This is a genomic window from Pelagerythrobacter marensis, assembly GCF_001028625.1.
Classification (GTDB): domain Bacteria; phylum Pseudomonadota; class Alphaproteobacteria; order Sphingomonadales; family Sphingomonadaceae; genus Pelagerythrobacter; species Pelagerythrobacter marensis.
Map to the genome: position 1 here is coordinate 1,689,708 of NZ_CP011805.1, position 14,115 is coordinate 1,703,822.

A 14,115-nucleotide genomic window follows, 5' to 3' on the forward strand; every position below is an offset into this window, starting at 1 on the left:
GCGCAAATAGCCCATGGACCTGAGCCCTTACGACAGCGAGGATTTCCCCGAGATCCGCGAAGGGGTGCGCCGCCTGTGCGCGCAGTTTCCCGGCGAATACTGGCGGCGGCTGGATGCCGCGCGCGAATACCCGAGCGATTTCGTCGCCGCGCTGACCGAAGCGGGCTGGCTATCCGTCCTGATCCCGGAAGAATACGGCGGTTCGGGCCTGGGCCTTTCCGCCGCAGCCGCGATCCTGGAAACGATCCAGGCCGAAGGGTGCAACGGCGGCGCATGCCACGCGCAGATGTACATCATGGGCACGATCCTGCGGCATGGATCGGAAGAACAGAAACGCCAATACCTGCCCCGGATCGCCAGCGGCGAGCTGCGCCTGCAGGCCTTCGGCGTTACCGAGCCGACCAGCGGGACCGACACGACCGCGCTGCGCACCACCGCGGTGCGCGAGGGGGACGAATATGTCGTCAACGGGCAGAAGATCTGGACCAGCCGGGCCGAACATTCGGATCTGATGCTGCTGCTGGCGCGCACGACCCCGCGCGAGGACGCGGCGAAGAAGACCGATGGTCTTTCGACATTCATCGTCGACATGCGCGAAGTGGCGGGCAAGTCGCTGACCATCCGCCCCATCCGCACGATGATGAACCACGCCACGACCGAAGTGTTCTTCGACAACATGCGTATCCCCGCCAGCGCGCTGGTGGGCGAGGAAGGCAGGGGCTTCCGCTACATCCTGTCGGGCATGAACGCCGAACGCACGCTGATCGCCGCCGAATGCGTCGGCGATGCCAAATGGTTCATCCGCAAGGCCGCCGCCTATGCCGGGGAACGCCAGGTGTTCGGCCGCGCGATCGGCGCGAACCAGGGCGTCGCCTTCCCCATCGCTCGGGCCTATGCCAACATGCGCGCGGCGGAACTGATGGTGCGCGAGGCCGCCCGTCTTTACGAAGCAGGCAAGCCGATGGGAGCGGAAGCCAACATGGCCAAGATGCTCGCCGCCGATGCATCGATGGAAGCGGGCAACGCCTGCATCCAGACGCACGGCGGGTTCGGCTTCGCCGAGGAATACGACATAGAGCGCAAGTTCCGCGAAACGCGCCTCTACCAGGTCGCCCCGATCTCCACCAATCTCATCCTGTCCTACCTTGCCGAGCACGTTCTGGACATGCCGCGCAGCTATTGATCCGCTCTTCGCGGAACCGCCTCTCCCCGCGCTCATTACCGTAAGCAGAGGCGCATGGCAGCGGGCTGTGGCTGCGCAAACCATCTCGCACGTGCGCGAACCCTCCCGGGGCACGGAGAAGCGAACGATGGACGACGCCACCACCGGAAGGCAACATGATCGGCCGCACTGGGCGGCGATCGTGCTCGGCCTCCTGCTCGCATTGCTCGGGCTGGCGCTCTTCGCAGGCGGGGCCTGGCTCGCCGCGCTGGGCGGATCCATTTACTACCTTCTGGCCGGGCTGGTGGTGGGTATCAGCGGAATCCTGATTGCGCGCGGCCGGATCGCCGGCGTCGCGCTCTATGCCCTCGCGTTTCTCGCAACTGTCGGCTGGGCGCTGTGGGAGACAGGGTTCGACGCATGGCCGCTCGTACCGCGTATCGTCGGCCCGGCGGTTCTGCTGATCCTCGTCATCCTCGTCGCGCCGTTGATGCATCGCCGCCCCTTCGGCTGGGGTGGGGCGAGTGCGCTGGCAGCCGTGGCCTTTCTGGTAGTGGGCGGGGGTTTCTTCCTCGTCGCCCAGTCCGGCAGCAGAACCGCAGGTGCCCTGCCCGCCGCCGATTTCGCCGCCGGAGGCGATTTTCCCGCCGCTAGGGGCGAGTGGACCGCCTATGGCGGAACAGCCGAAGCGCAGCGTTATTCCACCCTCGCCCAGATCACCCCGGAAAACGTCGATCGGCTCGAACGCGCGTGGGTCGCCCACACGCGCGACCTGCCCGCCGACATGAACGACAACAGCTATGGCGCCGAAACGACCCCACTCAAGATCGGCGACCGGCTGTTCCTGTGTTCCGCCACCAATATCCTGATCGCGCTGGATGCGGCGACCGGGCGCGAGATCTGGCGCCACGACCCCGGCGTCTCGGAAGACTGGATCCCCTATACCGCCGCCTGCCGCGGGGTCGCCTATCACGAGGCGGACAGCGGCGACCCCGAAGCCCCCTGCGCCAGCCGGGTGATCGAGGGGACACTGGATGCCCGGATCATCGCGGTCGATGCGCGCACCGGGCGGCCCTGCGCCGGCTTCGGCGATGGCGGTTCGGTGGACATCACACAGGGGATGGGTCCGGTCGTACCCGGCATGGTCTCGATCACCTCGCCCCCTGTCGTGGTCCGCGGCAATATCGTGACCGGGCATCAGGTTCTCGACGGACAGAAGCTCGACGCACCTTCGGGCGCGATCCAGGCGTTCGACGCAACGACTGGCGAACTGGCCTGGGCCTGGGACATGGACGCACCTGAGCGTCAGGGCCGTCCCGAAGGCGGCGACATGTACGCCCGCGGCACGCCCAACATGTGGACGATGGCCTCCGCCGACGAGGAACTGGGCCTCGTCTATCTGCCGATGGGCAATTCTGCGGGCGATTACTACAGCAGCGGCCGCTCCGAGGCGGAAAACCGCTACGCCACTGCGCTGGTGGCGCTCGATGCCGAAACCGGGCGCCCGCGGTGGCATTTCCAGACCGTGCACAAGGACGTGTGGGATTACGATCTGGGGTCGCAGCCGACGCTGATCGATCTGCCGGGTGGCATCCCCGCAGTCGTCCTCGCCAGCAAACAGGGGGACATCTATGTCCTCGACCGGCGCACGGGCCGCTTGCTGACCCAGGCCGAGGAACGCCCCGTGCCCCAGGGCGGCGTGGAACCGGCCGAACGAACGGCGACGCAGCCCTTCTCGCTATTCCACACGCTTGCCCGGCCGCGACTGGAAGAGCGCGACATGTGGGGCATGTCCCCACTGGACCAGCTCGCCTGTCGCATCCAGTTCCGCCGCGCCGCCTACGACGGGATATATACGCCCCCCACTGCCGACCGGCGCTGGATCCAGTATCCCGGCTACAATGGCGGTTCCGATTGGGGCGGGATCGCGATCGATCCGGTGCGCGGCGTGATCGTGGCCAATTACAACGACATGCCCAACTACAACCGGCTGGTCCCGCGTGAAGAGGCGGACGCGAAAGGCTGGGCCCCGCGCGGTTCGGCGCGCGGCGGGGCGATGGGCAGCGGCGCGGAGGGCGCGGGCGATCCGCAGATGGGCGCGCCCTATGCGATCGACGTCAACGCCGGCTGGCGGCTGCCCTTCACCGGCCTGCTGTGCAAGGAACCGCCCTATGGCGGCATCCGCGCGATCGACCTGCGAACCGGCGAGACGATCTGGGACCGACCGTTCGGCACCGCCCGGCGCAACGGGCCCTTCGGCATCCCCTCGATGCTGCCGCTCGATATCGGGACGCCCAACAACGGCGGCAGTGTGGTCACCGCGGGCGGGCTGATCTTCATCGCCGCGACGACCGACAACCTGTTCAGCGCGATCGACCTGCGAACCGGCGAGACCGTGTGGCAGGATGTCCTGCCCGCGGGCGGCCAGGCCACCCCGATCACTTACGAGGCGAATGGCCGGCAATACGTCGTCGTCATGGCCGGCGGGCACCATTTCATGGAAACCCCCGTAGGGGACGAACTGATCGCCTATGCCCTTCCCCGCGAATAGCGGCGCCGCGGACGAAGGTTCCGCATGACGCTGGAGATCGCGCTCCTGCTCGCCCTGTTGCCGGCAGTCGGCAGCCTGGCTGGCTTCGGCCTTGCCGAATGGCACAAGCCGCCACCCTGGCTGACCGGCGCGGCGCTGCACATGGCCGCGGGGATTGCGACCGCGGTTGCCGCGATCGAACTGGTCCCCCGCGCGCAGGACCGCGCCGCGATCTGGTTGCTGGCGATCGCCATAGTCGCGGGTGCGCTCGTCTCCGTGCTCCTGGTCAGGCTCAGTCGCCGCGTACGGGGCGGCAAGCAGGGTTCGGGCGGTTTCGTCTGGGGTGCCTATACCGCCATAGCCGTCGATCTGTTCACCGACGGCCTGATGACCGGGGGCGGAGGCGCGGTGGCGGCCGATCTCGGCCTCCTGCTCGCCGCTTCGCAGGTCCTCGGCAATCTGCCCGGGGGCTTCGCGATCGCGGCGGCGCTGCGATCGGGCAATGTCGCCGTGCGCAAGCGGCTGCTGGCCGCCCTTGCCTTCCCCCTTGCCCCGCTGTCGGGCGCGCTGGCCGGGTTTCTGGTGCTGGACGGGGCGAGCGCCGCGCTCTCGGGCTTCGTCCTCGCGCTCTTCGCCGGGCTGCTGCTGACCGCGACCATCGAGGACTTGGTGCCCGAAGCCGATGCCCCCGGCACCTCGCGCAAGCTTTCCAGCCCGGCCTTTGCCGCCGGCTTCGTTCTGCTGATGCTGATGTCCGCCTATCTCGGGGCCTGAACCGTGCCCGACCTGACCAGCCTGCCGCTCGTCTGGCTTGCGGCCCTGTTTATCGCCGGGGCCGCCACCGTATGGTTCGCCGGGGCGCGGCTGGCCCGCTATGCGGACGAGGTTTCGCAGCGTTCGGGCATAGAGCAGGCCGTCATCGGTGTGCTGCTGCTGGGCGCCGTCACCTCGTTGCCCGAAATATCGACTACGACAGTCGCCACGCTGTCCGGCAATCCGGCCATGGCGGTCAATAACCTGCTGGGCGGCATCGCCTTCCAGGTGGTCGTGATCGCGCTGGCCGACCTGTTCGTCGGCAAAAGCGCGCTGACCAGCATGGTTCCCGGCACGCGCACGATCCTGAATGCGGGGATCAGCATCGTCCTGCTGGTCCTGGCCGCGATCGGGGTGATGATCGGCGATTGGGAACTGCCGCTGGGCAGCGTCGGCTTCTTCCCGGTGCTGATCGCGGTGGTCTACGTCCTCAGCCTTTCGCAGCTCAACCGCGAAGTGGCGGCGGGCGGCTGGGTCCCAGCGACGGAGGCGCGCGTCGAGCAGGACGCGATAGAGCGGCCCGCGATCGGCAACATGCGCCTGGCCCTGGCCATTGCCTTGGCCGCGGCGGCGATCTTCGCAGGCGGCACGGTCGTGACGCTCGCCGCCGAAGGCCTGGCCGAACAGAACGGCACCGATACCGGCATCATGGGGCTGACCCTGCTGGCGCTGGCCACCTCGCTGCCCGAGCTGAGCACCGCCATTGCCGCCGTGCGCCTGCGCCGGGCGGAGCTGGCGATCGGCGACATCCTGGGCGGCAACATGTTCGATGTCGTCCTGATCCTGCTGGTGGACATGCTTGATCCCGGCCCGCCGGTGCTGCAGCAGGTGGACCGCGCGTCGATGACAGCGGCGCTGATCGGGGTCCTGCTGACCGCGCTGGTCATGATCGGCCTGGTCGAACGGCGCGACAAGGCAAGGCTGCGCATGGGATACGACAGTATCGCCGTCCTCGTCGTCTATACCGCGGGAATGGCGGCGATCCTCGGCGGAATCGTTTCGGGCTAGGCCATCAGGGCCGGCAGGAAATCGTAGGCCACGCCTACCGCCGCCATCACGATAGCGAGGCCGGCGACCGATGCCGGACCTTCGACCTTGCGCCAACGCCACAGCGCCGCCAGCCCGCCGAACGCGGCCAGCGTCAGCGCCGCGACCAGCCACAGCACGATGGGCTGGTCCGGGAAGATCGAACTGATCGACCATGCGATCATGAAATGCGCCGCCCAGATGGCGAAGGCACCCCCCAGGGCAACCCAGTCCAGCCGGTTGAAGAATTGCGGGTTCATGCGGCCATCATCCCGGTATCGTCCGCATGAGCAGGCTGAGCGCAAGGCCTTGCGCCGCCGCGAAGAACAGGAATCGGCCGACCACGTCCATCGTCACATTGGCCGGTGTCGTCAGCAAACCGCGGCCGCTGCGCAGGCCGAGATAGAGCGCCATGACGATCCCCACTGCCGCGAGACATCCCTGATATGCCAGCATCGCGAAGACGGTTGCCCCCTGCGCGCTGTCGGCCGGGGCCAAGCCCGCGACCTGCCAGCCCGTAACGTCGAGATAGAGCGCACCGGCTGTCAGTGCCGCGCTGGCCGCTGCCGTCAACCACGGGCCCTGCCCCGGAAAGACGCCCGCCTCGTGGCGGGACAGCAGGTGCCGGGCGAGGCGCGCCGCGATCATCGCTGCGGCGAGCAGTGCGGCCACAAGCGCGGTCTGCCGCAGCGGCGGCGCGTCGATCCATACCTCGGGGTAAATGCCGTAGAGGTAGAGATAGCTGAACGCGCCCATCGCCGCGATCATCCCCATGACGACCATCAGCGTGTTGAGCGCCCACCACCCGTGGCCGCGCGGGCCCGTCACCGAAATGGGAACGACGATGCCGGCGCCGATGTCGGCCTCTTTCTGGGCGATCGGCCGGTCGGTCTCCCACAGCCAGCGCAGCACGCAGACCGTCGCCACCACCCCGCTGAACCAGGCGAAGGCATAGGCCTGGACCGTCAGCGAGAGGAAGAAGAACGCCGTGAACGCCGCGGCGCCCACCGGCCAGGGCGAAGGCCCGGGCATGAGCTGCATGTATTGCGGCTCTGCATTGACCGGCGAGGTGATGATCGTTTCGCGCAGGCCCGTCGCGCTGTTGGGCAGGAAATAGCGCCCCTGCGCCACGTCGTCGCAGATGGCCGGATCGTCCCACAGCGGCTCCCGACTGCGGACGAGCGGGATCGAGCGGGTCGAATACATCCCGGTCGGCAGCCATTCCAGCGTCCCCCCGCCATAGACGTTCCCGGCGTCGTGACCGGTGGTGAAACGGAAATTGCGCGCCAGGTCGATCAGGAACAGCAGGACCCCGGCCGCGATGGTGAAGGCGCCAATGGTGGAAACGAGGTTCAGCAGGTCCAGCCCCCGGTCGGGCAGGTAGGTATAGACCCGGCGCGGCATCCCCATGAAGCCGGTCAGGTGCATCGGCAGGAACGTGACGTGCAGGCCGGTGAACATCAGCCAGAAGACCCACCGCCCCAGCCTTTCGGAAAGCGGATTGCGGCTGGTCATTCCGTTCCAGTAATAGAACGCGGCAAACATCGGGAAGACCATGCCCCCCAGCAGCACGTAGTGCAGATGCGCGACGATGAAGTATGTATCGTGGACCTGCCAGTCGAACGGGACCATGCCGACCATCACGCCCGTCAGCCCGCCCATGACGAATATCAGGATTGAGCCGACGATGAACAGCGCGGGCACCGACCAGCGTATCCGGCCCGCCGCAAGCGTCGCGATCCAGCAGAATACCTGAATCCCCGCAGGCAGGCTGACCGCCATGCTCGCCGCGCTGAAATAGCCGGCCGATACGCGCGGCATGTCGGTGGTGAACATGTGGTGCGCCCAGACGCCGAAGCTGATGAACCCGGTCGCCACCAGGGCGAGCACGTTCAGGCGGTATCCCACCAGCGGGGTCCGCGCGACGGTGGCCACCATCATGCTCATCAAACCGGCCGCAGGCAGGAAGATGATATAGACTTCCGGGTGCCCGAAGAACCAGAACAGGTGCTGCCACAACAGCGGGTCGCCCCCGCGCGTGGGATCGAAGAAAGGCCAGTTGAACGCCCGCTCCAGCTCCAGCAGCAGGGTGCCGAGGATCACGCTGGGAAAGGCGATGACGATCATCACCGCGAAGACCAGCATGGCCCAGGCGAACATCGGCATCCGGTCGAGCGTCATGCCCGGCGCGCGCGTGCGCAGGACGCCGACGATGATCTCGATCGCGCCGGCAATCGCGCTGATTTCGATGAAGCCGATCCCCAGCAGCCAGAAATCGGTGTTGATCCCCGGGCTGTAGGCGATCGAGGTCAACGGGGGGTACATGAACCATCCGCCATCGGGCGCGAGCCCGACGAAGAGCGAGGCGAAAAAGCACAGGCCGCCGACGAAATAGGCCCAGAAGGCGTAGGCGGAAAGCCGCGGAAACGGCAGGTCGCGCGCGGCCAGCATCTGCGGCAGCAGCATGATCCCGATCGCCTCCACCATCGGCACGGCGAACAGGAACATCATCACCGTGCCGTGCATGGTGAAAAACTGGTTGTAGGTTTCCTGCGGCAGGAATTCCTGCAGGGGCGCACCCAGCTGAACCCGCATCCCCAGCGCGAGGATCCCCGCGAGGAGGAAGAACAGGAACGCGGTCGCGACGTAGAAGAACCCGACGTAGTTGTTGTTGACGACGGTCAGCAGGCCCCAGCCCCTGGGATTGTCCCAGATCCGCTCCAGTTCCTCTACCTCGCCTTCCGGGCGCGGCCGATGCGTGGGGAAAAGCCGGTAAAGATCGTGGTCGAAGCCGGTTTCGGACTTCATTTCTGCTGCTCGAGCCAGATCGCAATGGCTTCCAGCTCACTGGCCGAAAGCATGTCGTAACTGGGCATCCGGTTGCCCGGCTTGATCGACTGGCTGTCTCCGATCCAGCCGATCAACGTGCCGCGATTGTTGGGCAGGATCCCCGCGCCCAGCGTCTGGCGGCTGCCGACGTGGGTCAGATCCGGCCCGGCAAGCCCGTTGGCATCGGTCCCCGCCACGCGGTGACAGGCCGCGCAGCCGCTATCCATGAACAGCTGGCGGCCGTTGTCGCCACCCGGCGCGGCCCCGGCGGTCTGCCGCCGCGCCCTGTCGGCCAGCCACGTGCGGAAATCGTCCTGCTCATGCGCGATCGCGACGAAGCCCATCAGGGCATGGGGGCCGCCGCAGTATTCGGCGCAGACCCCGCCGAAGCGGCCCCGCCGGTCGGCCTGAACCCGCAACAGCGTCGTGCGCCCGGGGATCATGTCCTTCTTGCCCGAAAGGTGCGGCACCCAGAAGCTGTGGATCACGTCGGCCGATTGCAGTTCCAGCACCACAGGCTCGCCCACTGGAAGGTGCAGTTCGTTCGCGTCGGCGACCAGGACATTGCCGTCTTCATCGAGGTACTCGACCCGGAACCACCACATTTCCCCGGTCACCCGAACGCGCATTTCATCGCCGGTAATGTCGTCGGTCAGCGAAGCGGTCAGCGTCAGGCCCCAGACGAGCAGCGCGGTCAGGACAACGCCGGGGAAGGCAACCCCGCCGATCCACACGGTCCGCTCCCCGCCCAGCTTGCGCTTGAGCGCGACCGGCCCGCGCAGCGCCACCCACAGCGCGATGACGACGATCGCGGTCACCACCACGCCCATACCCAGCAGTACCCAGGCCAGCGTGGTCACGCTTTCGGCATATGGCCCGGCCGGATCGAACACCGGCGGCGGCCAGCCCCACAGCGCCTCAAACACTGTCGAGCCCATAGAGATAGGCGGCCACGGCATGGGCCTCCTCTTCGGAAATCGGCATGGCGGGCATCGTCGAGCCCGGCTTCGCTGCCGGCGCATTGCGCACGAACCGGGCGAGGTTGGCGGGATTGTTGGGCAGCGCCCCGGCGATCGGGCCGACATCGTCGAATCCCAACAACGGCGGTCCGGTGCGGCCCTGGGGCCAATCGATCCCGGGTATTTCGTGGCAGGCGGCGCAGCCGGCCCGTTCGATCACTTCGCGGCCGCGCTCGCGCAAGGCGGAATCGAATGTATAGCGCGACGCCGGCGGCTGCTTGCAAGCAACGAGAGTAATCGCACAAGCGACTGCCGCAGCGTGCCTGAAGGCCTGTTCGCCGGTTATCATGTCGCACCACCCCGCATAACTATGGGAACCGTGCGCCCCGGCGCATGTTCCCGGAAGGCATGGTTTTGCCCGTCAACAGCGCCGTCGCCAGGTCGGCCGTCATCCTCGCGGCGGCGGCGGGAGTGGCTGCCTGCGCCGACATTGCCCCGCAACCCAGCGCGTTCAGCGCCAGCGGCGAACTGGTGGCATTGAGCGGGGGCGCGGCTGGCGCGGCGGGCGCGTGCGTGACTTGTCACGGCCTCGATGGTGCGGGCGACGGCGCTCGGGTTCCCAGGATCGCAGGCCTCGACGCGGGCTATTTCGTGCGCCAGCTGGAACTCTATGACAGCGGGCAGCGGCGGGATGCACATATGCAATGGATTGCCGGCAAGCTCGACAATAATGCCCGTGTTATGCTGGCCGAGTATTATGCCGCCTTGCCCATCCCTGCGAAAGCGTATTCGGATGGGCAGCCAGAAGACTGCGCGCCGGACATCGCCGCCCTCTATCATCAGGGCGAACCGGCGCGCGGCTTGCCGTCCTGTGCGAGTTGCCACGGTGATGACGGCCAGGGCGTCGGCCACGGCAATCCCCCGCTTGCCGGCCAGCCCGCCCGCTATCTCGAACGCCAGCTGCGGCGCTGGCGGACGGGCGAGCGCTACGGCGATCCGCAAGGCACGATGACCCGCATCAGTCACCGTCTGGACGAGCGCGAGGCCGCGGCTCTTTCGGACTATAGCGCGCGCCTGACGGATGCCCGAAATCGTCCGGCACCTCCGGCAGCATGCCTTCGAACACATCGTCCCGATCCCAGAAGTGATGCTTGATCGCAGCGACCGCGTGAGCGGGAACCAGCAGGGTCAGGGCCACGATGCCGACGACGTGAACATCTTCCGCCAGATCGAGCAGGCGAAACTGCCATTGCGTGCTCAGCGTCTGTAACGGCATCGCGGGGACGGGAACGATCCCTGCCAGATACAGTGGGCGCGCTGGCTGGATTGCCGACCACATGATCCAGCCGGACACTGGAACGATCACGAACAGGGCGTAAAATCCGGCGTGGATTGCATGGGCCGTGCTCGCCCGCCAGCCCGGCTCGTCCGCATCGTTGATCGGCCCCGGCACCATCAGCCGCCACGTCAGGCGCAACCCGCCGAACAGCAGCAGAGTCAGGCCGACCTGGCTGTGATCGGCATAAGCTTCCAGCTTGTCTGCACCGACCAGATTGCGCTGCATCATCCAGCCAGTGAAAAGCTGGTATATGACGACGCCCGCCATCAGCCAGTGGAACGCGACCCCCACGGGCGTGTACTTGCCCCGGGTGCGATAACGTTCCGCCCAGTCGCGCAGCGCGCGGATCATCGGGCTGGTTCCGCCGCGAAGGAACGGTACAGGATCGTCAGCGCGCACAGCAGGTAAATGGCGGAGGCAGGCGCCCACATGATGATCCCGGCGATCTGCTGATCTTCCATCGGGGAAAGCCCCCAGGGCTGCGTCGTGAGCCAGTGCGGCGCGTAGTAAGCGCGCCCCGCGAACGTGAGGATAGCGCCAAGGAGGCCCATCTGCACCATCGTTGCCAGCAGCGACAGAACGGCCGCCCCCGCTTCGGCACGCAACACCCTGGCCCACCACAATGCTGCGCTGAGCGTTATCGAAATCTGCATTGCCCAGAATACCGCGTCGCTGGAAAGCGCCGCGGAATAGGCCGCCGGAAGATGCCAGGCCCAGAGGACAAGCGCCTGAATCGCGGTCCACCCGGCCAGCGATCCGGACACACGGCGCATGTCGAACGCCGCGACCAGCAGCGGGGCGAGCAGCGTGGCCAGGAGGACATGGTGAACCACGCGGGCGGTAAACAGGGCTGAACTCAGCGCGCAGAACGGCGTGACAAACAACAGCAGCACGGCGGCCAGCGCCGCTGCCGCCGGCTTGCGGGCGGCGCGGAGGTGACCGGCGCGGCGCCACCACACGATGCCTGCAATGGCGATGGCGGCGAAAAGCACGGGATCGAAATTCCAGCTTTCCCACCATGCGGCAGGCACCGGCGCAACGCCGCAATAGGGATGCCACGCGGGAGGAGACACAACCATTGCAAGGTTGAACGCGCGAAAGCGGAAGTGGGTCCGGGTGGACCTGTCCGGTCACCGCTGCGCTCTACTCCCAGACGAACGAAGGGCGGCCGGATCGTCGACCCGGCCGCCCTGTTGTTCTTCACGCAGTGGAATCGATCGTCAATCGTCGGTGGTGGTGGTCGCGGTGCCCGATCCCTGCGCGATCACCAGCACGTCGGCGCCGGCGGCGAGGTTGCCGGCAGGCACGGCGAGATCCGTGCCCCGCGCATCGACGATCACCTGCTCGACCCGGCCCCGCGAATCGCTGACGATCTGCCGGACTTTGCCGACTGCGGCACCGTCGGGCGCGACAACCGGCATTCCCGGTGCAATGGCAACGGCGCCTTCGCCAGCCGCAGCCGCGCTGCTGGCGGCAGCGAACATGCCGCCGAGGCCGTTTGCCGAACCCTGCCCGGCGGCAGAGCCATTGCCGCTGGCCGAACCGCCGGCATTGGCAGCCCCGGCAGCAGTGCCGGCGGCCTGGCCCACAAGACCGGTCGCCCGATCGCGCGCCGCGCCGGCGGCGGGCATGGCCACGTTGCGAACGTTCGCGACAGTGCCGCGCGCACGCTGGACGCCGTCACCCGCAATGGCGCGGACATCGTCGGTCCCGAGCAGCTGCGCGTCGGCGCTGCCCGAACCCGATGCCCCCGCATGGCCGGAGGCCGAACCCTGGCTGGATCCCAGCGGCGTTTCCACAACATCGCTGGCGATTGCGGTGACCGAGGTGTCGACCGAACGTTCTGCCGAAACCCGGCCCGAACGGCGATCCACCTTCTGGCTGCCCCGCGTGCGCGCATCGCCCCGGGCTTCACCGCGGGCTTCACCGCGGACGGTGGAGCGCAGGGTTTCGCCGGGCATGCTGCGAACCGTATCGAGGGGGGAACCGATGGAACCGGTCACCTGGCCCAGCCCGCTGCCCGAAAGCAGTTGCGCCTGCGCCTGGGGAACGGCCACAATCGAGAGAGCCGAAGCGGCAAGTAGAAGCTTTTTCATGATGACTTCCTTTCCTTTCGGCGGGGCCGGAATGACATTGGCACCCGCTTCGAAAGGAAAACGAAGCAAGCCGGCGCTTTAATCCACCGGCGCGAAAAAAGTGGTGCTCAGCGTCCGCGGCACTCCGCGCAGAGCAGGCCGCGCCCGAAGGTATCGTCGCGCCCCTTGCGGCCCAGATCGACTGCCTCGGCATCCAGTCGCGCGCGCCAGTTCCGCCCCGACGCGAGCGCGTGCGCGACGCGCGCGGCGGCGAGCGGCGTGGCGAACGAGGTGCCGCGCAGCCGGACGCGCTTGCCCCCGGCATTCAGGCCGAAGACGTCCGCCCCGGGCGCGGCATAGTCGAGATCGAGCGCGCGCCCCGCTTCGATCAATGCGCGGCCTCGCCCATCGACCGCCGTGACCGAGACGACACCTTCGTAGCTTGCCGGATAGGCAAGCGGCGCGGCAGGGCCGCCGTTTCCGACCGCCGCCACGACCACGACCCCTTTCGACCGCGCAGCCGCGACCGCGCGCGCGAGCACGGGGTTCTTCGGCCCGACCAGACTGATGACGACGACCCGACTTCCCCGATCCGCCAGCCATCCCAGACCGCGCGCGATCGCAAGCGCGTTGCCCCCGGCCTGATCGGTTCCATAAACGTCGGCCACGCGGATCGGCCCGGCCCCGGCGGACGCCAGCAGCGAGGCAACGGCGCTGCCGTGATTGCTGGCGACCGGTGCCCCTTGCGCGAAACCGCGCGTTTCGGCCACCGGCACGGCCTTGCCCGGCGCGCCGTCGATCATTCCCACCGGCGCGCTGCCCCCGGCACCCGATACCTCCGCCGCTGCGGCACGGCTGGTGACGGCGAGCGGCGGCGACAGGGCAACCCCCGACTGGAAATGCAGCGTATCGGCGGAAACCGTGGCTTCGGGCAGCAGGCGCGCGAGGTCGCGCTCCGCATCCGCCAGATCGCTATCGCCCGGCGTGCGGAGGCGCGCGAATGCGATCCCCAGCCCTTCGATCTCGCCGCTTTCGATCACGGCGAACCCCGCGGCGCGTGCCCGGCCGAGCATCGCGGGGCTGGCATCGAGCACCAGCAGTTCGCCCCGCCGCGCCGGATCTCCGGCGGCGTCCCGTTCCACCAGATCGCCGTTGCGCCGCACGAACCGGTCGATCTCGCGCAGCCTGTCCTGCGCCAGACGATCGGCGAGCCGGGCGGTTCGATCCAGCCGCCTGTCCAGTTCCTGCGTCAGCGGCCCGATCACATCCCCCACGCGGGGGACCTGCACGCCGGGCAGTGCCACTTGCGCGGCGAGCGGCCCGGACAGCAGGCAAAGGGCTGCGAAAATGAGGAAAATTCTGTGCATCGGCTGTAAAGTATC

Annotated in this window: 12 protein-coding genes and 1 pseudogene; 5 read left to right on the top strand and 8 right to left on the bottom strand. The window is 67.8% G+C overall.

The window, feature by feature from the left end:
• The first annotated feature begins 13 nt into the window (after positions 1-13).
• The 4 genes from AM2010_RS08185 (at position 14) to AM2010_RS08200 (ending at position 5,513) form a co-directional block, all read left to right on the top strand.
• Positions 14-1,183, top strand: coding sequence for an acyl-CoA dehydrogenase family protein (locus AM2010_RS08185; protein WP_047806657.1), 1,170 nt, complete (start codon positions 14-16; stop codon positions 1,181-1,183).
• 127 nt (positions 1,184-1,310) lie between these two features.
• Positions 1,311-3,713, top strand: coding sequence for a membrane-bound PQQ-dependent dehydrogenase, glucose/quinate/shikimate family (locus AM2010_RS08190; protein ID WP_047807818.1), 2,403 nt, complete (start codon positions 1,311-1,313; stop codon positions 3,711-3,713).
• 24 nt (positions 3,714-3,737) lie between these two features.
• On the top strand, positions 3,738-4,466 hold the full coding sequence (locus AM2010_RS08195; RefSeq protein ID WP_047806658.1) for a ZIP family metal transporter: 729 nt from the start codon (positions 3,738-3,740) through the stop codon (positions 4,464-4,466).
• Between the two features lie 3 nt (positions 4,467-4,469).
• A complete protein-coding gene (locus AM2010_RS08200; protein ID WP_047806659.1) occupies positions 4,470-5,513 on the top strand; it encodes a sodium:calcium antiporter in 1,044 nt (347 codons plus the stop codon).
• Here AM2010_RS08200 and AM2010_RS08205 read toward each other — a convergent pair.
• The 4 genes from AM2010_RS08205 to AM2010_RS08220 are packed head-to-tail and all read right to left on the bottom strand — an operon-like array spanning position 5,510 to position 9,560.
• Positions 5,510-5,791: a hypothetical protein gene (locus AM2010_RS08205; RefSeq protein WP_047806660.1), complete on the bottom strand. Its 282-nt coding sequence runs from the start codon at positions 5,789-5,791 to the stop codon at positions 5,510-5,512. The genes AM2010_RS08200 and AM2010_RS08205 overlap by 4 nt on opposite strands.
• Before the next feature lie 7 nt (positions 5,792-5,798).
• On the bottom strand, positions 5,799-8,339 hold the full coding sequence (locus AM2010_RS08210) for a cbb3-type cytochrome c oxidase subunit I (RefSeq protein WP_047806661.1): 2,541 nt from the start codon (positions 8,337-8,339) through the stop codon (positions 5,799-5,801).
• A complete protein-coding gene (locus AM2010_RS08215; RefSeq protein ID WP_047806662.1) occupies positions 8,336-9,298 on the bottom strand; it encodes a cytochrome c oxidase subunit II in 963 nt (320 codons plus the stop codon). Before AM2010_RS08215 ends, AM2010_RS08210 begins: the two co-directional genes overlap by 4 nt.
• On the bottom strand, positions 9,279-9,560 hold the full coding sequence (locus AM2010_RS08220; RefSeq protein ID WP_236699526.1) for a c-type cytochrome: 282 nt from the start codon (positions 9,558-9,560) through the stop codon (positions 9,279-9,281). The genes AM2010_RS08215 and AM2010_RS08220 overlap by 20 nt, the downstream gene beginning before the upstream one ends.
• 500 nt (positions 9,561-10,060) lie before the next feature.
• Here AM2010_RS08220 and AM2010_RS14535 point away from each other — a divergent pair.
• Positions 10,061-10,324: pseudogene (locus AM2010_RS14535) on the top strand (c-type cytochrome); the annotation flags it as partial.
• A 13-nt stretch (positions 10,325-10,337) separates the two neighbouring features.
• Here the strand turns inward: AM2010_RS14535 and AM2010_RS08230 are convergent.
• The 4 genes from AM2010_RS08230 to AM2010_RS08245 all read right to left on the bottom strand — a co-directional run bounded on the left by AM2010_RS08230 (position 10,338) and on the right by AM2010_RS08245 (position 14,100).
• Positions 10,338-11,009, bottom strand: coding sequence for a cytochrome b (locus tag AM2010_RS08230; RefSeq protein ID WP_047806665.1), 672 nt, complete (start codon positions 11,007-11,009; stop codon positions 10,338-10,340).
• Positions 11,006-11,737, bottom strand: a complete 732-nt coding sequence (locus tag AM2010_RS08235; RefSeq protein WP_047806666.1) for a cytochrome c oxidase assembly protein — start codon at positions 11,735-11,737, stop codon at positions 11,006-11,008. The genes AM2010_RS08230 and AM2010_RS08235 overlap by 4 nt, the downstream gene beginning before the upstream one ends.
• Before the next feature lie 141 nt (positions 11,738-11,878).
• A complete protein-coding gene (locus AM2010_RS08240) occupies positions 11,879-12,754 on the bottom strand; it encodes a PRC-barrel domain-containing protein (protein ID WP_082132984.1) in 876 nt (291 codons plus the stop codon).
• A 107-nt stretch (positions 12,755-12,861) separates the two neighbouring features.
• Positions 12,862-14,100: a S8 family serine peptidase gene (locus AM2010_RS08245; RefSeq protein WP_047806668.1), complete on the bottom strand. Its 1,239-nt coding sequence runs from the start codon at positions 14,098-14,100 to the stop codon at positions 12,862-12,864.
• Positions 14,101-14,115 lie beyond the last annotated feature (15 nt).

What these genes read in the sequence shown, in the direction of transcription:
- AM2010_RS08185 (WP_047806657.1), top strand. Translation starts at nt 14, where the DNA reads ATGGACCTGAGCCCTTACGACAGCGAGGATTTCCCCGAGATCCGCGAA.
- AM2010_RS08190 (WP_047807818.1), top strand. Translation starts at nt 1,311, where the DNA reads ATGGACGACGCCACCACCGGAAGGCAACATGATCGGCCGCACTGGGCG.
- AM2010_RS08195 (WP_047806658.1), top strand. Translation starts at nt 3,738, where the DNA reads ATGACGCTGGAGATCGCGCTCCTGCTCGCCCTGTTGCCGGCAGTCGGC.
- AM2010_RS08205 (WP_047806660.1), bottom strand. Translation starts at nt 5,791, where the DNA reads ATGAACCCGCAATTCTTCAACCGGCTGGACTGGGTTGCCCTGGGGGGT.
- AM2010_RS08210 (WP_047806661.1), bottom strand. Translation starts at nt 8,339, where the DNA reads ATGAAGTCCGAAACCGGCTTCGACCACGATCTTTACCGGCTTTTCCCC.
- AM2010_RS08215 (WP_047806662.1), bottom strand. Translation starts at nt 9,298, where the DNA reads ATGGGCTCGACAGTGTTTGAGGCGCTGTGGGGCTGGCCGCCGCCGGTG.
- AM2010_RS08230 (WP_047806665.1), bottom strand. Translation starts at nt 11,009, where the DNA reads ATGATCCGCGCGCTGCGCGACTGGGCGGAACGTTATCGCACCCGGGGC.
- AM2010_RS08235 (WP_047806666.1), bottom strand. Translation starts at nt 11,737, where the DNA reads ATGGTTGTGTCTCCTCCCGCGTGGCATCCCTATTGCGGCGTTGCGCCG.
- AM2010_RS08240 (WP_082132984.1), bottom strand. Translation starts at nt 12,754, where the DNA reads ATGAAAAAGCTTCTACTTGCCGCTTCGGCTCTCTCGATTGTGGCCGTT.
- AM2010_RS08245 (WP_047806668.1), bottom strand. Translation starts at nt 14,100, where the DNA reads ATGCACAGAATTTTCCTCATTTTCGCAGCCCTTTGCCTGCTGTCCGGG.